Genomic DNA, 20,325 nt, shown 5'->3' on the forward strand with positions numbered 1-20,325 from the left:
GTTCTATATTTACCTCACAATCAATCACACAAGGCCACTGCGAGTGCAGTACCATCTTCCGATCGCTGTTATCCCCAGATTTTTTTCATTCCCTTTTTCTAAGGGGAAAATCCGGTGATAAGCCTATGCTTCCGATGCAGCTATCCTTCAGAAAGCTTTTAGAACGCTTCGCTTCTCCAGATTGGTTCTGCCTCTCCGTTTATGTGTGTATGTTTTTTTCGGTTTATATAGCCCCGAAAATAAAAAGGCTGCAAACAGGTTATCCCTGATTGCAGCCTTTTATTGTGCAGTGTCGTCTGTTCCTTATTACTCTTTAATCAAAGCGCGAATGTCCGCGGCAATCGCTTCCGGTTGGACGTCCTCCGTATTGAAGGCGTTGTACACTTTGCGCAGGTTGTTGTTTTTGTCAACCAAACCGATCATGTTCATGTGGGCAAAGTCGTCCTTGCTCTCGCCTTCAATCAGGATCTGAAACGAATCCCTGGCAAGCTGCTTCGTTTGATCCATATCGCCGCGCAGGAAATACCAACCCGCATAGTCCGCATGGAAGCGGTCGGCGAACGTTTTGATCTTTTCCCTCGTATCCACTTTCGGGTCAAACGAGATCGATACGAATGAAGCATCGTTGCCGAACGTATCATCTTCTTTTAGCAGGTCCTGCACCTGCGAAAGGGTAAATGTCGTAATCGGGCAAACATCCGGACAGCTCGTGAAGTAGAAATAAAATAACCGAACCTTGCCTGCCGTATCATCCAGCGAGATCGTTCGCCCGTCCACATTTTCCATGGAGAAGGATTGAACTTCACGAATCTCGGGCAGTTTCTCTTTGCCGGCGAATACGGTATTCCATGTCAGATATACAGCCATGATCAATGCCAGTCCCAGCAGCATCCAGGTCCACTTATACTTTTTCAGCATCACATTCGTCCCTTCTGTTCATTTGCCCAACTTTCGGGTCGTTTCCATTGTCTATGTATACAAATCACCTGTTTATGAATAAGCTCTCATTATTGTAACTGTTTTTCCAGCAATTGCCCATGCCTTTTGCGCATTTCTTCATGGAACCTGTACAGTTCCCCTATTTTCTGATGTTTTGCTTCGTGTCGCGGGGATATTATACACTGGATATGGGCATCACCTTAAGATAGATACACGTCATTGCGTACAGAAAAAAGAAGGATTTCAAAGGAGTCGTTTATGGACACTTCCACACATTTTGTCATGGGCGTCGGTTTGGCCGGTCTGGCTTATGTCGATCCGGTCGTAGCTTCGAACCCCACGCTTGCCGCAGCTGTCATGATCGGCACGATTGTCGGCTCGCAGGCACCTGACATCGACACTGCGCTGCGCCTCAAAAGCAATTCCCTGTACATCCGGAACCATCGGGGACTTTCCCATTCCCCTCCGTTCCTGCTGTTATGGGTAGCGCTTATTACAGGCGCGATCGCGCTCTTTTTTCCGAATGTTCCCATTAGCCATGTCGCGGGCTGGACCGCCATCGCTGTCTGCGTACACGTGTTTACCGATCTGTTCAATACGTATGGAACCCAGGCGGGCAGGCCGTTCACGGAACGCTGGATTGCCTTGAACGTCATTCACATCTTCGATCCGTTCATGTTCGCTTCCCATGTCGTGGCCATTCTCTTATGGGCTTTCGACCTTGTCGCACCTGCTCCGATGTTCATCACGCTGTACGTCGTGATCGCATTGTATTACGTCTGGCGAGTGGCCGCTCATGCCAAAGCCGTCGCGAAGGTGAAACAATTGGATCAGGCCAAAGGCAAAACGAAGGCCCATTACATGGTCATCCCTACGATTTCGTGGAATCAATGGCATATCGTGAAACGGTATGCTGACGGCTCCTATGATATCGGCAAGATGGAGCACGCTCAACTGATATGGAATCTCCATGCAACGTCATCGACCCATGCCGCCGTGGAAGCGTCACGGAAATCATCCGAGGTGGCTGCGTTTCTGTATTTCACGTCCTATGCCGTCGCTGAAGTCGAAGAGCTGTCCGCAGGGTATAGAGTCCGGTGGGCGGACGTAAGATATCGGCATCGCAAGCAGTATCCTTTCGTTGCCGTCGTCGTTATGGATCGAAATTTCGAAACGATTGATACGTACGTCGGCTGGTTAAGCGAAGAGAAGATGAACAAAAAACTTTTATCTGCCCGGTCTTGACGAAAGTTGCGGGGAAGGGCAAAATCAAACATAGGAGCCGGTGCAAAAGCAAAGCCCGGAGCGTTTCCCGCTCCGGGCTTTTTTTGGAGATATTGGTACCGCGAAAATTATGATGGATTATTTGCCAGACCCAGCCAGAGACTGCTCAGCCAGTTGGACCAGACGTTTAGTGATATATCCACCCAGAGAACCTGTTTCGCGGGACGTGTAGTTACCGTAGTAACCATCCTGTGGGATTGTTACGCCCAGTTCTTGCGCAGCCTCCATTTTCAATTGTTGCAGAGCTGCTGTTGCTTGAGGTACCACCAAGTTGTTAGAACGAGATCCTTGAGCCATATTTAAAATCTCCTTTCAATCTGTGTCTGTGATGTATTGCAAGCTTGCAAGATTATTATGGCTCTCCCGTATCAGGTTATACGGAATTTTCAACAAAATCATGATGGAGGTTTTTCCCAATGAGCAAAGGCTTGTCTTTATGGTTTGCGTTTTCGTCCATTGTTTTGTTAACGGTTACAGCAATTACGATGTCTTATTCCGGTTGGCTTGCTGCACTTCTGTTTGTGGCATCTATCGGCAATATCGGCTGGGGCTTTGTCATTCGCGCCAAAAAAGAGCGCCAATCCTTGGGATCGCCGAATTCCGCATCCTGAGTATTCCCAAGCCTGCTGAATTTTTCAGGCTGCAAGAGAAGCGCCATTCGGCATTTTTTATGACAAAAGGAGCGAATCGCCCAGGCAACCATTGCCGGCGAATCCCGCTCCTTTTTGTCATGTTCGCAGAACCCTTCCGCAAGATGGCTCAAGCCTACTTGCGTTTAGGGACAAACCCCATGCGTTCCTTAACTTCGCGAATGGTTTTGTCGGCCACTTCTTCGGCACGGCTTGCCGAAACCGCCAAGATTTCGGTCAGTTCGCCCGATTCGCGAATTTCGCGATACCGCTGTTGCAGCGGCTCAATGACCGAAACGACGGCTTCTGCCAATTCCTTTTTGAAAGGACCGTACATTTGCCCCTCGAAGCGCTCAGCCACTTCGTTCAGCGTAATTCCCGCGCATTCCGCATAAATGGTCATCAAATTGCTGACTTCAGGTTTGTTCGCAGGATCATACACGACCTCGCGTCCCGAATCCGTCGTGGCACGGCTGATCTTTTTGCGGATTTCGGCCGGTGTGTCCAGCAACGAGATGTAACTGCCCGGATTCGGGTTACTTTTGCTCATCTTGCTGGATGCGTCATCCAAAGACATGATGCGTGCGCCAACCTTCGGAATATACGGCTCCGGAATCGTGAAGTAGTCCCCGTAACGATGATTGAACCGTCCGGCGAGATCGCGCGTAAGCTCCAGGTGCTGCTTCTGGTCGTCCCCGACCGGAACGAGATCGGCATTGTAGAGCAGGATGTCCGCAGCCATCAACGACGGATACACGAACAAACCGGCTCCGACCGATTCTTTGCCTGACGACTTGTCCTTAAATTGCGTCATGCGTTCCAGCTCGCCCATCGCGGTGAGTGTGGTCAGCAGCCATCCAAGCTCGGCATGCTGCGGAACGTGGGATTGCAGGAAGACGTTGGACTTGGTCGGATCGATTCCTGCTGCAATAAACAGAGCAGCAACCGCCTCGGATTGCTCGCGAAGCGCTGCCGGCTCCTGCGGAACCGTGATGGCGTGCAAATCCACCACCATAAAATGGCACTGATAATCATGTTGCAGCTTGACGAAATTTTTGATCGCGCCAATGTAATTGCCCAGCGTAAGCTTGCCGCTGGGCTGAATTCCTGACAAAACGGTTTTCATATGACAAATTTCCTCCCTTAGATCGTGTCGAATTACAATCGTTATATTTTTGTACGCAAAAAGATCCCACATCCGCAAGGGACGTGAGACCGTGGTGCCACCCTAATTCACATTTCTTCCTTCAAAGAAATGCCTTCCATTTCCGTAACGTGGAATAGACGTCAGATCCTACTGCAGGCCTGTCCTGCCTTCTCGGCTGCCGGCCTGGTTCAAACCCGCGCTCCAGAGTCCATTCGGCAATAAGTCCCTCATCGGTTCGCATCCTCCACCGACTTTCTGAAGAGAGCTCTCATAGCTTACTTGTCCCTGTCATCGCTTTATCCTGTTTCAAATTCATTCAAACAACTTCTGTCTAATTCATATTAATGCGCAAGCGGCGGATTGTCAAAACCGGAAGAGCTTTTTTTACCCCCGGCCCTAAAATCTGTTATGATGGAATTGTTCATTGAAGGTAAGGCACATCATGATCCGACGGTTCCGGGAGACTGTTGTGCACAATTGACACGCCTGCAGGCGGCATGCTATCTTTGAGCCGCGCAGACAGATTTCAAGTGGGAAAAGGAGCATCCAAATATGAAACAAGTGACCAAAGGCCAATGGAATGGTTACGACACGTATATTCTACATAGCCGTGAACTGGAGATTACCCTGCTGCCTCGTCTGGGGAATAATATCATTTCGATTCGGGACATGGTACAGAATCGCGATGTTGTTCGCAGTCCAGAGGAAGACGAGCTTGCCTTTTATCTGCAGAAGCCTTATCACTTCGGCGTACCTTTGCTGGTTCCGCCAGGGCGTATCCATCGTGGCTCCTTCGAATACGAAGGCGTCCCCTACCAATTTGTTCAAAATACGGCCCATGACAATCATATCCATGGACTCCACCGCACTCAAGCCTGGTGTGTCAGTGACATAGAAGAAGACGAAGACGGCTGCGCGATCACCACCGAATTTCTGACTTCCAGCGATGAGGACTGGATGGCGCAATACCCCATTCCGCTTAAGCTTGAAATGACATTCAGGCTGCAAAACGCTGTCCTGAGCCAGAAGCTGAAAGTGACCAATCTGGGTTCGTCTCCCGCCCCGTTCGGGATGGGTTATCATACATGGTTCTTGCTGGACGGCAAACCTGCGGAATGGACGCTGCAAATCCCCGTTTCCGGAGAATATGCCCTCAATGAGGAACAACTGCCTACAGGCGCGATAGAACCGCCAGGCGAGTGGGCAGCCCTTAATGAAGGGATGAACATGGAAGGACGCAACTGGGATAACATTCTCAAGGCGACACCGGGCCAGCCGGCGATTGCCCATTTAATTCGCCAAGATGGTTATCAAATTAAATATTCAACAGATGAAGCCTATTTCAAGCATTGGGTACTATTCACAAAGGGTGAATCCGATCAGTTTTTGTGCATCGAGCCATATACCTGGCTGTCGGACGCCCCGAACTTATCTCTGCCCGCTGAAGAGACGGGGCTAATTCGTCTGGAACCCGGATACCCTGTCGAGCTGCTCACGCACATTGAAGTCGTTCCGCCCGCAGAATAGCTGCTTCTTTCTGCTCCATTGCCGGGTTTCACATGAAACTGCTTGGCCGATCCTTAACGGATCGGCTTTTTCTTCGTTTAGGAGCATTTCATTCCAAATGTTACCTCGCCCTCTATCGGGTATATTTCTCGCACCTGCAACCATACTAACATCACCAAGACATAAGGAGGTGATACACATGTACGGAGGTCAAAACCAAGGTAGCGGAAACCGTTCTTCCAACAACCTCGTTGTTCCCCAAGCTACAGCAGCACTGCAGCAATTGAAAATGGAAGCTGCACAGGAGCTGGGTGTGACAATCCCTCAGGATGGTTACTACGGTAACTACACGTCCCGCGAGACAGGTTCCCTGGGTGGATATATCACTAAACGTCTGGTTCAAATCGCTGAGCAGCAATTAGCGGGTCGTTCCTAACACTCGGAATAATTGCTTGGATTACCTACAGCAACATGCGGCCTTCTTCGGAAGTGCCGCTTTTTATGCTCATCGTCATGAAGTCGATCCCAAGCCGGAATCCTTGTATGTATTGGTTCTAGGGTAGCGGATCATAAGATTGGCCATATTGTAGTTGGACTCCATCGTAGCGTCTACCATGATCATGCCTTGCCTAACCGTAAAATCAAAAGAAATTTCTCCGTGCGTCCAATTCCGCTTGAATTTCAGCGTCTCTAGGGCCATGGCCCGGAATGAAGCACGCTGGGTCTCGTTCAAACCTTCGTGATCGGATTCCATTTGCCCATTGCGTCCAGCTATCGGATTATGTCGAATACCAAACTTCCCAATGACATTATTTCGTATTTGCACAAACAAAATTCCTGACCCCACCCCGCCTAACTCCTGATCCACTTCTTTGAACACCAAATCCAATTGTCTTGCTAACGAAATCTGGTCAATTTTTACCACATCTATTCCTCCTTTATGCAATAAGACCTGAAAGTTCAGGACTTACGGCTCATTATATGACATCATATTGGCCTATTCAACAATAATAAACAAATTTGGGTATTGCTTACTATATGTTGCGCAAATAATTGCCATTCTCCGACTTTTATACGAGTTTTTTCTTTCTATTACGACATCGGTATTCGACAAAAAAACCTGCAACCCTGTGTGAAACACAGCATTGCAGGTTAAGATTACTGGATGCTTGCAGGCGCTGCCTACTCCGTCATGGCAAGGAACTGTTCGATATCATCCGTAACGAGCCGGGCAGCATTCTGCCAGAAATCAGGCTTCGTCAAATCGGTGCCGAGATGCTTCTGCGCCAGTTCCTCAACGGTCATTCGTCCGGTATCCCGCAGCAAGTCATCATACTTGTCTGCAAATGCGGTACCCTCTTGTTGCGCTCTGGCGTAAATGCCCGCGCTGAACATATAACCGAACGTATAGGGAAAGTTATAGAACGGAACGCCTGTCAAATAAAAATGCAGTTTGGATGCCCAAAAATGCGGATGGTTCGACGCGAGCACGCCGCAAAACGCTTCATCCTGCGCCTCAACCATGAGTTTGCACAATTCATCGGCGCTGACCAGCCCTTGTTTTCGTTTTTCATAGAAACGGGTCTCAAACAGAAAACGTGCATGAATGTTCATAAAGAACGCGACACTGCGCTGAATTTTGTCTTCCAGCAAAGCCAGCTTCTCCTGCTCGTCCGTCGCGGCCTGAACAAGCGCATCAGCCACGATCAGCTCCGCAAAGGTGGAAGCCGTCTCGGCTACGTTCATCGCATAGCGCTGGTTCAAGGCAGGCAGCTCCTCCATGATGTGCTGGTGGTACCCGTGGCCCAATTCATGTGCAAGCGTGGATACATTGGAAGGCGTGCCGGAGAACGTCATGAAGATTCGGGTGGCTTTGCTCAAAGGAAGCGAAGTACAGAACCCTCCAGGACGTTTGCCGGGGCGATCCTCGGCTTCAATCCACCGTTTCTCAAAAGCCATCTCCGCAAATGCGGACAATTTGGGACTGAACTTGGCAAACTGTTCGACAATATTCAACGCGGCTTCGTCATAAGTCACTTTTCCGCCCGCTGTGCCCACAGGAGCATCCACGTCACTCCAGCTGAGTTTGTCTACGCCCAGCAACTTGGCTTTTCGTTCGAGATAACGCACGAGCGCCGGTTTGGCATCGTTAATAACGCCCCACATCGTATCCAAGGTCTGGCGGCTCATGCGGTTGATCGCGAGCGGTTCCTTCAAAATATCCTCCCAGCCGCGATTCTCATACAGCTTCAGCCGGAAACCGGCCAGATGATTCAGCGTATCCGCGCAGAAATCTTCCACATCGGTCCAGGCCTGTTCCCATTTGGCGAATACGGATTCGCGAACGTTCCGGTCGCTATCGCTCAGCTTATTGGAAGCTTGGCCTGCAGACAGCATCACCGTTTCACCATTTTGTTCAAATGGAATGTTCACTTTGCTTACAATGGTGTTGTAGAACTTGCCCCAGCCATGGTAACCATCGACACCCAGATCCAGAGCAAGCCCCTCCATCTCAGGCGACAATTTCTCCCGGGCCAGACGACGGCTTTCGTTCAAAACAAAGCTTAGCGGCTGCCATTCATCTCTGGCGATCCATGCTTCCCATACCTCATCTGGGGTCTGGCTAAGCAGGTTGTCAAAACGCGCTTTGCTGCTATTCAGCATGGCTGCAATAGAGCTGACGGTTCCCTGGAGCTGGGCGGCCTTTTTGTCAGCCTGGTTTTGCGCGGACAGACAGCTCACGAATGCGGAGCCTTCGGAAATGCGAACGTTACAGCTTTGCAGCAGCTCCAGTACTGGATCGAATACATGTGTAGCCTTGGCAGAGGTAGGTACAGGCGTTTCCTGCAAAAGCTGCTGCAGTTTACGCACGTCCTGTTCCAGATCCTTCAAATAAGCAGCAAATGCTGCGGAGGAGGATCCCCCGCTAAAAACGGACTCCAAATCCCAAACGGGCTGTAATGGCATTTTCATATTGCGCGACACCTCTCCCTTATCACTATATATTCGAAATCAATGAATTCAAACTGGTGTTATGCATGATCGTTCACTATACTATAGAGACAGTTCAAGCCACACTCAGGAGGTTATATTAGATGAAACCTTTGCAAATATCGGCAGACACTGCCGTCAAATTAGCGGAATCTCTCGGCGTCCCGCTCGAGCACTTGATGCATATGCCGCAGCATATCCTGTTGCAAAAAATCGCGGAATTGGCCAAAACGGAAGCAAGCACTCCCAAACCATCTTCTTCGGAAGGCGATCAGCAATGATTCCTTTCGAAAACAGCTGGCCCTACGACATCGTTATGGGCGATATCTATATGCCGCAATGCCCGTTCTGCAACGCGCACAATGTGCTGCTTCCCTTGAAACCGAAGGAGCTTGTTCGCATCCGGGAAGGCAAAAAGAAGCTGCTCGTCCTGCCCTGCTGCAACGGCAGCATGACCATCGTCGACAATGATGCCGACTATCTTCTTGCCAGCTCTCCGCTTCGCAAAGCATAATCCAGATTTGCCTACAAGGGGCTGCGCTTCGCAGCCTCTTTGTCTGCTTCGAGCATTTCCTCGGGCAATTCCATCTGTCCGGAAATCATCTGTTCGCGAAGCAGCGCCCACTGTTCCCTTGACGCGCGAATCATGGCCGCATCCGTGATACGCTTATCATGGATCACTCGGCCGAACCATTTGACCGCTTCATGAAAACGGCCTATTCTGCGGTTCAGCTCACCGATCAGGTAGAGCAACCTTGCTTCATTGCTGCCCGCGCCTTCCATTTCGAACACCTTGACGTAGGCATCCAGGCTGAATTCCAGAAAACGGCGCTCCTGTTCATGATCTTCCCGATACCGGTATAACCAGGCGATATGGTGGAGCAACCCGGCAATGACCCTGTCCTTCTCTTTGATGGCCTGAGCACATAATAACCCAAGCTTGTACGTTTCCAAGGCGTTAGCCAGCGTGCGCGGTCCGCTGTAATCGCGTTTTTCCCAACGGCTGCCGACCTGATCCATAAAGTTTTTCTTCTGCAGATCGCTCAGCTTTTCGGTGGAATTTTCCGTCGAGGCGAATCCGCACTCCGGGCATATGCGCACGACGTAGAAATCCGGGTTTTCTTTTTTATAATAGGCGCAAAAATCGGAATCTGAACGGTAAGGCCGCTTCAAACTCGGTCTTACCCGCGAGGTTTCGAATACATGCTCGCAATAATTGCATGTGATTTTCACTTTATACAGAGGTTCCAGTTCCAGATCCACTTTCTCCACTCCTCTCCGAATGCCTGATAGCAGGCTAAGGCGTATTTACGAAATGGTAAGCCGGCCCCGACAAACGTTGGAGAATAAAGGAATGCAGCGGCTCTTCCACACCAATCTGTGTCAATGCTTGATCCATGCAAGCGAGCCAAGCCTCTGCCCGCTGCACCGTCACTTCAAACCCCATATGGCGGGCACGCATCATCGGATGACCATATGCTTCGGAAAACAGAGCAGGCCCGCCAAAAAATTGCGATAAAAACATAAATTGTTTCTCCATGACCGGTCTGATATCCTCAGGAAACAGAGGGGCCAGCTGTTCGTTTTGCTGCACAATGGGATAGAACGCTTCGACCAGAGCACGAACGCCCTGCTCACCGCCAAGGTTGTCATAAATACTTTGTCCTGGGTTCATTGGGCAAAACCTGCTTTGATCGTGTCGAATTTTGGCATTTATTACACTCCTATGCTTAATCTTAACAATACCTGCATGACTCGTAAGGCTCAGGCTGCAGTTGACCTAAACCTCATTCTATCAAAAAAATCCCAAAACTCCTATCTAACATGACATAGCTTTCCTTCAATTTATCCGCTATATAAACCACACGAATCAATCACACAAGGCCTCTGCGAGTGCAGTACCATCTTCCGATCGCTGTTATCCTCAGATTTTTTTATTCCCCTTTTCTAAGGGAACATCCGGTGATAAGCCTATGCTTCCGATGCAGCTTTCTTTCAGAAAGCTTTTAAGCGACCGCTTCGCTTCTCCAGATTGGTTCTGCCTCTCCGTTAACGTGTGTTTGTTTTTTGCGTTTATATAGACGCCGCCTAACGTAAACAAAAAAAGCACCAAACCGAAGTTTGGTGCATCACTCGATTTAATAGCTTCTCCAGTCCTCTTCCTCGGAAGGGACCAGAGAGGCTCGGATTACATACACAAATGCGCAAACCAAGATTCCCATGACAAGGCTCATCATCATTGCTCCATCCGTTCTGAATTCCACCGTCTGGACAATTGGGTGACGTATAGGCGTTGGGTTCATTTTAGCATACATCGTTTAAAAATACAGCCATTTATGCAAGCGTTTTCTTTATGAAAATGGTACTGTTTGTCCCTGCCGTTTCATATTATCGGAGAGACGAGCTTTTGTTGATTTCCGCCTTCATTCCAAACTAAAAAAGGAGAACTTTATGGCCGCAACCCAAAAGTGGATTCCCGCAATGATTGCCTTTGCGCTGCTCCTGATGTGTGGACTGATGGCCATGTTCCCAGCCGAAACCTGGCATGCGGGAGTGCGCGGACTCTCAATCTGGTGGGACGTGTTGTTCCCTTCCTTATTCCCGTTTCTGGTGCTGTCCGAGCTGTTGCTCGGATTCGGCATCGTTCATTTTCTTGGCACGATGCTTAATCCGTTGATGCGGCCGCTGTTTCGCGTGCCGGGAAGCGGAGGATTCGTATTTGCAGTCAGCTGCGCCTCCGGATATCCGACAGGAGCCAAACTTACGGCACAGCTGTATGAACAAAAGCTGGTTACGCGCGAAGAGGGCGAACGTCTGGTCTCTTTTACAACATCATCCGATCCGATCTTTATGATCGGGGCTGTATCGGTCGGTTTTTTCCACAACGCGGCCATTGCTCCTGTGCTGGTAATCGCCCACTACGCTTCCGCATTCATTGTCGGCGTGCTCATGCGCTTTCACGGCTCCTCAGGCACGATTCCATCGGCTCCCGCATCGGATGCGCATGTCCTCTCCTCCGGTGAACGGCAAAAAAACAGGGTCGCAAGGGCCATTCGGGCCATGCATGAAGCACGCCTGGCAGATGGGCGACCGCTGGGGGAACTGCTGCGTCAGGCGGTCGCATCTTCCCTCCGCCTTATTATTATCGTCGGCGGGCTGGTTGTATTCTTTTCGGTCATCATGGAGCTTCTGGTCCAGACAGGGGCACTCGGTCAATTGTACCGGTTTACCGAACATTTGCTTCAGCTTGCCGGCCTGCCTTCTGCCGTTTCCCACAGCCTTGTCGGCGGATTGTTCGAAGTCACCTTGGGTGCCAAAGAAGCGGGAGCTGCCGGCTCGGCAGTCCCCCTTCCGTATAAAGTGGCCGCCGCCGCGTTTGTACTGTCCTGGGGCGGGTTATCCGTTCATGCCCAGATTATGAGCGTGCTCAGCCACACTCCGCTCAGGTACGGTCCTTTCCTGCTCGCTCGGGTTATTCACGCGTTGATTGCACCCGTACTCGTTCTTCTGTTATGGTCGCCCATCACGGGAAGTTTGACGCAATCCGTGTTCCATCCGTCGGGCGTGATTTCCGAGCAAAGCGTCTATAGGGCGGACTGGTCCTTGATCCTGTTTTCCGGGATCGGCGTGCTTGCAGGCATGATACTGTTTATGCTAAGCATCTCTTTCATGTGTTCGCGGTTCCTGCCTCGTCGCATCGAAAGGTAGGCCCCTTCGTCACCATTTCGTCATTTAGTTTCCGCTAAACGTTGTGTTCTTCCGTGGAATTGATTATCATCGGTAATATAATGACCACAAAGGAGCTTTCATCTTGAGATACTATGTTCAAGACCGCGGAGACCAGTTATCGATTGAACTGAGTCAGCAGTTCCACGCGCTGGCCAAAGAAGCCGGATTCAAGCTTGATGCAGAATCCCCGCAGATCGTCATTTCCATTGGCGGAGACGGAACCATGCTGCAGGCCTTTCACAACTTTATCGACCGGATTCCGGAAATCGCCTTTGTCGGAGTCCATACAGGCCATCTCGGGTTTTATGCCGATTGGAAGAAGGATGAGCTGCGCGAACTGATTGATTTGATGAGCGGCAAAGGAGACCCGGAACTTCTCAAGCCCCGCATTGTGCAATATCCGCTGCTCGAGCTCGAAATTCGCAAAAAATCCGGCAACGCCTCGTACATTGCCTTGAACGAATTCACGCTCAAAGGCGTGGACGGCACGGTCGTCGCGCAGGTGGACATCAATGACGTTACCTTCGAGATGTTTCGGGGTGATGGAATCTGCGTATCCACGCCGTCAGGCAGTACGGCCTACAACAAGGCGCTTGGAGGCGCTATGGTTCATCCCACCATTGATGCGATTCAAATCGCGGAGATCGCTTCGATCAATAACAGGGTCTACCGGACGCTCGGCTCGCCCATCATTTTGCCCAAACATCACCACTGCGACATTTTTTCGCGAAAAGAACAGCGTTTGCTGCTGACGATCGATCATGTCAACGTGATGGTTGAGGATTTGATTTCGGTACGCTGTCAAGTATCCAGCCAAAAGGTAAGCTTTGCGCGTTTCCGTCCCTATCCGTTCTGGAGCCGGGTACGTACTGCATTTTTGGACTAGCCCTGCCAGAACACTTCGGGCACCTGTCGAAACAACAGCACCCCCAATAATAAGCAAACCAAAAAGCGGCCCTGTTCAGGAGCCGCTTTTGGCTTTCGGTGGCTGATCCTTGCTCTTTTGCAGCACGAAATATGCACAACCGAAATTGCAGTATTCATTAATGTAATCGACCATATGCGAAATGGCAGAGTCCTTGTTGGCCTTGGGATGGTTGTCCCGGTAAAATCCCTTCAAGCGCAGCTGGCTGTATCCCCAGTCCCCGACGATATAGTCGTAACGCTCCAGCACTTCGCTGTAACGATCGCGAAACACCTCGGGATTCCAGCCGTTTTTATGGTTCTGCACGATCTCGTAATTTTTGTTGCCGACCTGTACGATCACTTTTTCCTTGGGCCGCTCTTCGGGCTTTTCCTGAATTTGATCCTGGATCTGCTCCTGCTCGGGCGCCATGCTTTTCTGTTCTTCCAAGCCTGTATCCTCCATCATGCGAGTGTTGCCGCTTGCTCCGTATGCTTCGTCGCAGATTTGACTTGCTCATGGGCATGATAGGAGCTGCGCACCATTGGGCCGGATTCGACGTGGCTGAAACCGCGCTTCAAGCCTTCCTGTTTCAAGGCCGCAAATTCTTCCGGCGGATAGTATTTTTCCACGTACAGATGCTTCTCTGACGGCTGCAAATACTGCCCTATCGTCATGATATCACAATCCACAGCCCGCAGGTCGTCCATCGTTTGCAAAATTTCATCATATTCTTCGCCTACGCCAAGCATAATGCTTGATTTGGTCGGGATGTTGGGCTGCATTTCTTTGGCGCGTGCCAGCAGCTCCAGAGACCGTTTGTATTTCGCCTTTGCCCGGACCTTATCCGACAGGCGTTCAACCGTTTCAATATTGTGATTCAGAATGTCCGGCTTCGCATCCATGACGATTTTCAAGGAGTCGCGATCCCCCATAAAGTCAGGAATAAGCACTTCCACGCTGCAGAGCGGCAGACGCCGACGCACGGCTTTGACCGTTTCTGCAAAAATGGATGCCCCTCCATCCTTCAAGTCGTCCCGCGCCACGCTGGTGATGACGCAATGCTGCAGGTTCATCTGCTCGGCCGCTTCCGCTACCCGTTCAGGTTCCTGCAAATCGAGCTCCGTCGGCAAGCCGGTATTTACCGCGCAGAACCGGCATGCCCGTGTGCAGATGTCGCCCAAAATCATAAAAGTGGCCGTTCGATTGGCCCAACATTCGTAAATGTTCGGGCACCTCGCTTCCTCACATACCGTATGTAAGGTTTTGGAACGCATCATGTTTTTGATTTCCTGATAATTATCGCCGGTTGTCAATTTGATCCGAATCCAGTCCGGTTTCGGCTCCTTAACACGTTTAGCCAATGTATAAACCTTCTTTCTACTGAAGTTAGGCTGTTCTCGGAACATATTATACCATGAAAGCGTTGGAAAAACTCCCATTTGTCACATCTTGTCCGATTCGGCCCCAAATGGGATAAAATTCACGCTTTTGTAGAACGCTACGAAAAAGTGCGATTCAGACGGAAAGGAGGAAGCTTCTACCGTGAAAAAGCGTTTGAACGCGCGATTATACCGTCATCGCTGGATCTACATCGGTTTTGCCGTCCTGCTGCTAATTCCTGGTTTGTCCGTGCGAACCTACGCCAAACCCGCAGCACCCGAACCAAGGCCGCAACTTAAGGAATTGAAGCCTGCGGAAATTTTTGCCGAAAGAAGGCATTTGTACGAAAGCATCGGCCAAATGACCGACATTCCGTGGTACAGGCTCGCCGCAATCGATCAGTATGAGCGAACGCTCACCCGAGCTCATCCGAAGGACCGCAAACACCCGGAGCGGCTGACAGGCATATTCATGACGTCTCCGGCCTGGAGAGGCTGGCTGAATCCGGATGAAACGGATCAGAAGCCGCAATCGATCCTGGTCTTCGGCGGTTACGGGCGCGACGGCTCCGGCGACGGTATGGCCGACGCCAATAACGATGTCGACGTGTTGTACAGCATGGCTGAATTTATTCGAAAGCACGGAAACCGGCAGGAGGATTTCAACATCGCCCTATGGGAGTATTACCACAATTCCCGCGCCGTGCAGCGGATCCAGCAATTCGCCAAGCTGTATGAGCATTTCGATACGCTGGACCTGTTTGCGCACGCCTTTCCCGTGCCCCTCGGTACCAATTATTCCTATCGCAGCACCTGGGGAACGAAGCGCAGTTGGGGCGGCTACCGAATCCATGAAGGAACCGACATTTTCGCGCCTTATGGTCTCCCCGTTCGCAGCACCTGTTACGGGATCGTGGAAGTCAAAGGCTGGAATCCGTTCGGGGGCTGGAGGATCGGCATCCGGGACTTGAACAACCATTATCATTATTACGCGCACTTGTCCGGTTTCGACAAAAAGACGCATATCGGCCAAATCGTTACTCCAGGCCAAATCGTCGGATGGGTGGGCAGCTCGGGCTACGGCAAACCGGGCACGCAAGGCAAATTTCCGCCCCACCTTCACTATGGCATTTACAGGGACAGCGGGCTTGCCGAGTGGTCGTTCGACCCCTATCCGCTGTTGAATCATTGGGAGAAGGAAGAATACCGCCAAATCAAAGCAGGCAAAAAAAATAAATGATGCGCAGGCACCGACCAAACAGGACCTCGATGGAACGAAACCGTTTGTTTCTTTCCATCATGAGGTTCTGTTTGTCATTTGTTTTAATGGCTTTCATGCGCCGCGTCCGTCTGCGGTTCCTCCTCCATGCCGGGAATCGCGGGCTGCGGCTCGTGTTGTCCACCAGGCAGAGTCTGCTGCGGCACGACAGGCGTGCTCAGGCTTCCGCTGCCCGATACGCCGCCGCCTTGGCCCGACGGCAGGGCAATGGCAGGTGCACCGTTACCGTTATCTCCTACAGGCCTTCCTTGGTTATCGTAGTAGTACATGGGAACATCCCCTACGACTAACAGGTAGGAAATCGGAATTTCCGTATCCACCGTTTCGGGTTCCATATCAAACGGGACAACGACCGCGACTTCCGCAATAATGCGGATGTATACTTCGACCAGTATCATATTGATGCCCGCGTTCTGTTGGCGGGTATTCAGGTCGACTTTGACCGCGCCTTGAGGCTCTACCCGGAGCGGAATGCTGGGTCCGAACGATGCCAGAACGGGGCTTCCCAACGCCTGGCCGAGAGGGATCTTTTCTTTCAACATATGGATGTTCTGCAGCGTGGACTGCACGATGTTCATCGTACTTGCGGTGATGCGCATATGTTCGTCATAGTTCAGCATGAAACCCGAAACTTTTCCGGTTTGATCCGTCTTCCAATCGATCAGCCCTTCCGTCGCTTTTCCTTCGGCCACTTGTGCGGTGATCGCGCTGTTAATCGCCTCCGTCGCAATCTGCTTGACCCGGATCTTGGCCAAATGCATGATTGGCGGCTTCATTTTTTTCTCGACGTAGGCAAACCCCTGCAGCACGCAAAAAACCGATACCAGCAAAATAATCAGCCATATGCGCCGCTTTCCGCTTGGCAGCTTTCGTGGTTTCCTTATCCTGCGGCTTCTCCAGCGCATTCTTCTTCTCATCATCGGGCAATCCTCCCCTGCAGGATGAGCTGTAATGTATACGTTATCCTTATGCAGGACATGGCCGAAAAAGAAGGACAATGCCTCAGCTCACCGCAAGCAACAGGACTAGGCCGGGCAAACGCAAAAAAGCCTCGCGGGCAGCTTCGCTGCCGGCAAGACCCTTTTCGCACGGTCCGAACCCTTATACAGGCCAGCTCATAGGCCCAAGGATACGGAACCATTCATGCTATTATTTTTTTTCGACAGCATGTCCGCCGAATTCGTTGCGAAGCGCCGCAACGACTTTACCTGTAAACGTATCTGTTTCCAGGGAACGATAACGCATCAACAGGGACAACGCGATAACCGGGGTAGCGGTCTGCAGGTCGAATGCCGTTTCAACCGTCCAGCGGCCTTCACCGGAAGAATGCATAACCCCTTTGATTTCGTCCAGGTTAGCGTCTTTGGAGAATGCACGCTCCGTCAATTCCATCAGCCACGAACGGATAACGGAACCGTTGTTCCACACGCGAGCCACTTTTTCGAAGTCGAAGTCGAAGTCGCTTTTCTCCAGAACGTCGAAACCTTCGCCGATGGAAGCCATCATGCCATACTCGATGCCGTTATGCACCATTTTGAGGAAGTGCCCGCTGCCCGCTTTACCGGCGTACAGGTACCCATTTTCCACGGCAGTGTCGCGGAACGCAGGTTCAACGATTTCCCAAGCTTCCGGATCTCCACCGATCATGTAACAAGCGCCGTTGCGTGCGCCTTCCATACCGCCTGATGTTCCTGCGTCCATATAGTGAATGCCTTGCGGTTTCAGTTCTTCGTAACGACGGATGGATTCTTTGTAGTGGGAGTTTCCTGCTTCGATGATGATGTCGCCTTTGGACAGCAACGGAGCAACTTCTTTCAATACAACGTCAACTACGTTATGTGGAACCATGATCCACAGTACGCGCGGGGATTCGAGGGATGCCACCATATCTGCATAAGAAGATACACCTTGTGCACCGTATTCTTTCATTTCTGCTACAGCTTGTTCGTTCAGGTCGAAGGCAACAACCTCATGTTTATGGTCGATCAAGTTTCTGCCCAGGTTCAAGCCCATTTTACCAAGTCCGATAAGTCCAAGTTTCATTCCAAACTCCTCCTATTTTATCAACATTTTTTTCTATATCTAAAGGGCCCGGAAGCGAAAACGGCATTACCAACGTATTAAAGAAAAATGACAAACTCGCCGTTTTCGCCGTTTGGGGCCACTTATCGCTATATCACACGCATGTTCTAATATATAACAGTAAAATGAAAGCTAATTTCCTCTAACGGTTCGGTTTTTCGTCTTACCACCAACGGAATCCGTCTGCCGCCGTCAGGCGATCTGCGGATTCAGGGCCTTGAGATCCTGCCGCATACGTATCCAGCGGTATGCTTCCTTCCTGGAAAGCTTCCAGGATCGGTTGTACCCACTGCCAGGACAGCTCCACCTCTTTCCAATGCGCAAAGAATGTGGAATCACCGCGCATGGCATCATAAATGAGGTTCTCGTAAGCTTCAGGAATGTTGCGCTTGCCGGAGGAGAACGTCAGGTTAATCGGCTCCACCTCGCCATGATGCAGCGGATTTTTCCCGTTGAGCTGCAAGGAAATGCTCTCGCCTGGACCGATTTCGATTGTCAGCAGGTTCGGATCGGATGTTCTTTCCGATTCATGACCCGTTTTGAGCGGCTCTTTGAATTCAATGACGATTCGCGTCGATTTCTCCGCAAGGCGTTTACCTGTGCGAATATAGAACGGAACTTCGCTCCAGAACGGATCGTCGATCCACAATCTTGCGGCAACGTAAGTTTCATTTTGGGAACCGGCAGGAACGCCAGGCTCGTCCAAATAACCTACAACGGATTCGCCTTGAAGTTCGCCGGCAGCATATTGTGCACGCACGACTTGGGAAGCGATCTTTTCTTTCGTCAGCGGACGCAGCGATTCAACGATTTTCCGTTTTTTGAAGCGGATTTCATCAGGCGTGCAGCGCTTCGGCAAGTGCAGGGCCGTCATCATCAGTATTTGCAGCATATGGTTTTGGAACATGTCCCGCGTTGCGCCGCTTTGATCGTAATACGCTGCGCGTTCCTCGACGCCAACCGTTTCGCTTGCCGTAATCTGTACGTTCGCGATGTAACGGTTCGACCACAAGGCCTGAATGACCGGGTTGGCATAACCGAGTACTTCGATGTTCTGCACCATCGGTTTGCCAAGGAAATGGTCAATCCGGTAAATTTCTTCTTCCGCAAACGTGCTGCTCAATTTCTCGTTCAGCTCGCGTGCGGATTGCAGATCATGGCCAAACGGTTTTTCGATAATCAATTTCTTCCAGCCTTTGGTGTTGCCCAAACCGCTTTGCTGAATGTTCTCCGCGATTGGCTCGAAGAACTCAGGAGCGACCGACATATAAAACATGCGATTTTCCGGAATATTCAATTCCTTCTCACGCTGCTCCACAAGCTCCAGAAGCTTCACATAATCTTCAGGCTTCGTATTGTTCAGCGAGCAGTAACGGAACGCCCCGATAAAATCGCGTACGACGGATTCTTCTTCCGGCGTCTGGCGCGAAAAGGTGTGCAACGATTTTTCAACATTGCCCTGGAACTCGACATCCGACAGTTCACGCCGCCCCAATCCGATCACGGAGAAGGATTTCGGCATTTTCTGATCAACGAACAAATTGTATAAAGCAGGATAAATTTTGCGCTTGGCCAAATCGCCAGTTGCCCCAAACAAGACAAATGTCATTGCGTCCATTGAAGTGCCTCCTGTGTTCTGTGCAGTATAGTATATGATGTTGCAAAATGTTCAAATCCAAGCATGACAAAAGACGGAATTAGTGGGTATGTGCCCCGCCTTCGCTCCGTTTCGTGCCTTGGTTGAATTTAAACATCTGACATTCCTTCTCTCCACAACCCGAGTGATCAGGTTATAAAATGTAACCTACTTGAATTGCCGTAACCCATAATACACCCGTCGTCACATTTCGTCAATAATCGTGGCAAAACTGTGAACCCCAGATCCAGCAAGGGTTTTCAGTGTTGTTAACGCTTAAATTGGTAATATAAACTAACAATTGTATGTGATTTTTGACACATTCCGCGGTGGACATCTTGGTTACAATAAGTATACTAATGCTATATAGAGCCAAACTTTGAATAAAGGAGCACGTTTATGAGTGATGATAAGAATGCCAATCAGCTATGTGGAAAAGTGGAACAGTCTTATCTGATCATTGGCCGAAAATGGGTCGCCCTCATCATTCACGCATTGATGGAAGAGCCCAAACGTTTCAGCGAAATACACGCTTATATTCCAGATCTGAGCAAGCGTGTGCTGAATGACCGAATGAAGGAACTTGAAGAAGAGGGGATCGTCGTTCGCCATGTGGTGACAGAGCGCCCGGTTCGTACCGAATATATGCTAACGCGCAAGGGTACGGAGCTTGGCCGGGCATTAGGCGCTGTGGAGCAGTGGGCTGAAAAGTGGCTGTAACGAATGCATGGCATCTAAGAGGTAAATATGATGCATCTTACCGTCTAAAAGTTTAGTGTTTTTCCCTAATGGAACATAAAGACAACAACAAAACCCC

At 50.4% G+C, this 20,325-nt stretch carries 22 protein-coding genes and 1 other annotated feature; of the genes, 10 read left to right on the plus strand and 12 right to left on the minus strand.

The features are described from left to right. Positions 1 to 306: 306 nt before the first annotated feature. Positions 307 to 918, minus strand: a complete 612-nt coding sequence (locus tag SNR34_RS26115) for an SCO family protein (RefSeq protein ID WP_339274540.1) — start codon at positions 916 to 918, stop codon at positions 307 to 309. A gap of 279 nt (positions 919 to 1,197) precedes the next feature. Here SNR34_RS26115 and SNR34_RS26120 point away from each other — a divergent pair, with 279 nt between their 5' ends. Next, positions 1,198 to 2,184, plus strand: coding sequence for a metal-dependent hydrolase (locus SNR34_RS26120; protein WP_486180528.1), 987 nt, complete (start codon positions 1,198 to 1,200; stop codon positions 2,182 to 2,184). Between the two features lie 117 nt (positions 2,185 to 2,301). On the opposite strand, the gene SNR34_RS26125 is transcribed toward SNR34_RS26120, so the two are convergent. After that, entirely contained in the window at positions 2,302 to 2,520 is a 219-nt protein-coding gene (locus tag SNR34_RS26125; RefSeq protein WP_175399207.1) for an alpha/beta-type small acid-soluble spore protein, read from the minus strand. A gap of 119 nt (positions 2,521 to 2,639) precedes the next feature. Here SNR34_RS26125 and SNR34_RS26130 point away from each other — a divergent pair, with 119 nt between their 5' ends. Then, entirely contained in the window at positions 2,640 to 2,834 is a 195-nt protein-coding gene (locus SNR34_RS26130; RefSeq protein ID WP_236414712.1) for a hypothetical protein, read from the plus strand. A gap of 154 nt (positions 2,835 to 2,988) precedes the next feature. On the opposite strand, the gene trpS is transcribed toward SNR34_RS26130, so the two are convergent. Further along, the gene (gene trpS / locus SNR34_RS26135; RefSeq protein WP_236414714.1) at positions 2,989 to 3,978 is read right to left on the minus strand and encodes a tryptophan--tRNA ligase; all 990 of its coding nucleotides are present in this window, start codon (positions 3,976 to 3,978) and stop codon (positions 2,989 to 2,991) included. Positions 3,979 to 4,052: 74 nt separating this feature from the next. After that, positions 4,053 to 4,300, minus strand: a binding site (T-box leader). Between the two features lie 251 nt (positions 4,301 to 4,551). Between trpS and SNR34_RS26140 the strand changes: the two genes are divergently transcribed. Further along, the gene (locus SNR34_RS26140; RefSeq protein WP_236414716.1) at positions 4,552 to 5,526 is read left to right on the plus strand and encodes an aldose 1-epimerase; all 975 of its coding nucleotides are present in this window, start codon (positions 4,552 to 4,554) and stop codon (positions 5,524 to 5,526) included. 178 nt (positions 5,527 to 5,704) lie between these two features. Further along, positions 5,705 to 5,941: an alpha/beta-type small acid-soluble spore protein gene (locus SNR34_RS26145; protein WP_236414718.1), complete on the plus strand. Its 237-nt coding sequence runs from the start codon at positions 5,705 to 5,707 to the stop codon at positions 5,939 to 5,941. Positions 5,942 to 6,016: 75 nt separating this feature from the next. On the opposite strand, the gene SNR34_RS26150 is transcribed toward SNR34_RS26145, so the two are convergent. After that, positions 6,017 to 6,430 carry an O-methyltransferase gene (locus SNR34_RS26150; RefSeq protein WP_236414720.1) on the minus strand — a complete coding sequence of 138 codons (414 nt, stop codon included), beginning with the start codon at positions 6,428 to 6,430 and terminating at the stop codon, positions 6,017 to 6,019. 257 nt (positions 6,431 to 6,687) lie between these two features. Further along, positions 6,688 to 8,478: a M3 family oligoendopeptidase gene (locus tag SNR34_RS26155; RefSeq protein ID WP_486180529.1), complete on the minus strand. Its 1,791-nt coding sequence runs from the start codon at positions 8,476 to 8,478 to the stop codon at positions 6,688 to 6,690. Between the two features lie 122 nt (positions 8,479 to 8,600). Between SNR34_RS26155 and SNR34_RS26160 the strand changes: the two genes are divergently transcribed. Together SNR34_RS26160 and SNR34_RS26165 are read left to right on the plus strand one after the other, a co-directional pair. Further along, positions 8,601 to 8,777, plus strand: coding sequence for a YycC family protein (locus SNR34_RS26160; RefSeq protein ID WP_236414722.1), 177 nt, complete (start codon positions 8,601 to 8,603; stop codon positions 8,775 to 8,777). Beyond that, the gene (locus tag SNR34_RS26165) at positions 8,774 to 9,010 is read left to right on the plus strand and encodes a hypothetical protein (RefSeq protein WP_236414725.1); all 237 of its coding nucleotides are present in this window, start codon (positions 8,774 to 8,776) and stop codon (positions 9,008 to 9,010) included. The genes SNR34_RS26160 and SNR34_RS26165 overlap by 4 nt, the downstream gene beginning before the upstream one ends. A gap of 11 nt (positions 9,011 to 9,021) precedes the next feature. Here the strand turns inward: SNR34_RS26165 and SNR34_RS26170 are convergent, their stop codons facing one another. Together SNR34_RS26170 and SNR34_RS26175 are read right to left on the minus strand one after the other, a co-directional pair. Continuing rightward, on the minus strand, positions 9,022 to 9,753 hold the full coding sequence (locus SNR34_RS26170; protein WP_236414880.1) for a DUF2225 domain-containing protein: 732 nt from the start codon (positions 9,751 to 9,753) through the stop codon (positions 9,022 to 9,024). A gap of 40 nt (positions 9,754 to 9,793) precedes the next feature. Next, a complete protein-coding gene (locus SNR34_RS26175; protein WP_236414726.1) occupies positions 9,794 to 10,171 on the minus strand; it encodes a globin domain-containing protein in 378 nt (125 codons plus the stop codon). Between the two features lie 776 nt (positions 10,172 to 10,947). Here SNR34_RS26175 and ylbJ point away from each other — a divergent pair. Both ylbJ and SNR34_RS26185 read left to right on the plus strand, forming a co-directional pair. Continuing rightward, positions 10,948 to 12,204, plus strand: a complete 1,257-nt coding sequence (gene ylbJ, locus SNR34_RS26180) for a sporulation integral membrane protein YlbJ (protein ID WP_486180530.1) — start codon at positions 10,948 to 10,950, stop codon at positions 12,202 to 12,204. Between the two features lie 103 nt (positions 12,205 to 12,307). Beyond that, the gene (locus SNR34_RS26185; protein WP_236414728.1) at positions 12,308 to 13,111 is read left to right on the plus strand and encodes an NAD kinase; all 804 of its coding nucleotides are present in this window, start codon (positions 12,308 to 12,310) and stop codon (positions 13,109 to 13,111) included. Between the two features lie 75 nt (positions 13,112 to 13,186). Here the strand turns inward: SNR34_RS26185 and SNR34_RS26190 are convergent, their stop codons facing one another. Both SNR34_RS26190 and lipA read right to left on the minus strand, forming a co-directional pair. After that, positions 13,187 to 13,579 (minus strand): YutD family protein, encoded by a 393-nt coding sequence (locus SNR34_RS26190; RefSeq protein ID WP_343262606.1) that lies wholly within the window; start codon positions 13,577 to 13,579, stop codon positions 13,187 to 13,189. A gap of 14 nt (positions 13,580 to 13,593) precedes the next feature. Beyond that, positions 13,594 to 14,493 carry a lipoyl synthase gene (gene lipA / locus SNR34_RS26195; RefSeq protein ID WP_236414730.1) on the minus strand — a complete coding sequence of 300 codons (900 nt, stop codon included), beginning with the start codon at positions 14,491 to 14,493 and terminating at the stop codon, positions 13,594 to 13,596. 181 nt (positions 14,494 to 14,674) lie between these two features. On the opposite strand from lipA, the gene SNR34_RS26200 reads away from it, so the two are divergent. Beyond that, on the plus strand, positions 14,675 to 15,751 hold the full coding sequence (locus SNR34_RS26200; protein WP_236414731.1) for a M23 family metallopeptidase: 1,077 nt from the start codon (positions 14,675 to 14,677) through the stop codon (positions 15,749 to 15,751). An 83-nt stretch (positions 15,752 to 15,834) separates the two neighbouring features. Here the strand turns inward: SNR34_RS26200 and yunB are convergent, their stop codons facing one another. From yunB to zwf, 3 genes are all read right to left on the minus strand, one after another. Continuing rightward, a complete protein-coding gene (gene yunB / locus SNR34_RS26205; protein WP_486180531.1) occupies positions 15,835 to 16,710 on the minus strand; it encodes a sporulation protein YunB in 876 nt (291 codons plus the stop codon). A 229-nt stretch (positions 16,711 to 16,939) separates the two neighbouring features. Beyond that, entirely contained in the window at positions 16,940 to 17,833 is an 894-nt protein-coding gene (gene gnd, locus SNR34_RS26210; RefSeq protein WP_236414732.1) for a phosphogluconate dehydrogenase (NAD(+)-dependent, decarboxylating), read from the minus strand. A gap of 202 nt (positions 17,834 to 18,035) precedes the next feature. Next, positions 18,036 to 19,490: a glucose-6-phosphate dehydrogenase gene (gene zwf, locus SNR34_RS26215; RefSeq protein WP_236414733.1), complete on the minus strand. Its 1,455-nt coding sequence runs from the start codon at positions 19,488 to 19,490 to the stop codon at positions 18,036 to 18,038. Between the two features lie 417 nt (positions 19,491 to 19,907). Between zwf and SNR34_RS26220 the strand changes: the two genes are divergently transcribed. After that, a complete protein-coding gene (locus SNR34_RS26220; protein ID WP_236414734.1) occupies positions 19,908 to 20,228 on the plus strand; it encodes a winged helix-turn-helix transcriptional regulator in 321 nt (106 codons plus the stop codon). Positions 20,229 to 20,325 lie beyond the last annotated feature (97 nt).

It is taken from the genome of Paenibacillus sp. XP01, assembly GCF_057364885.1.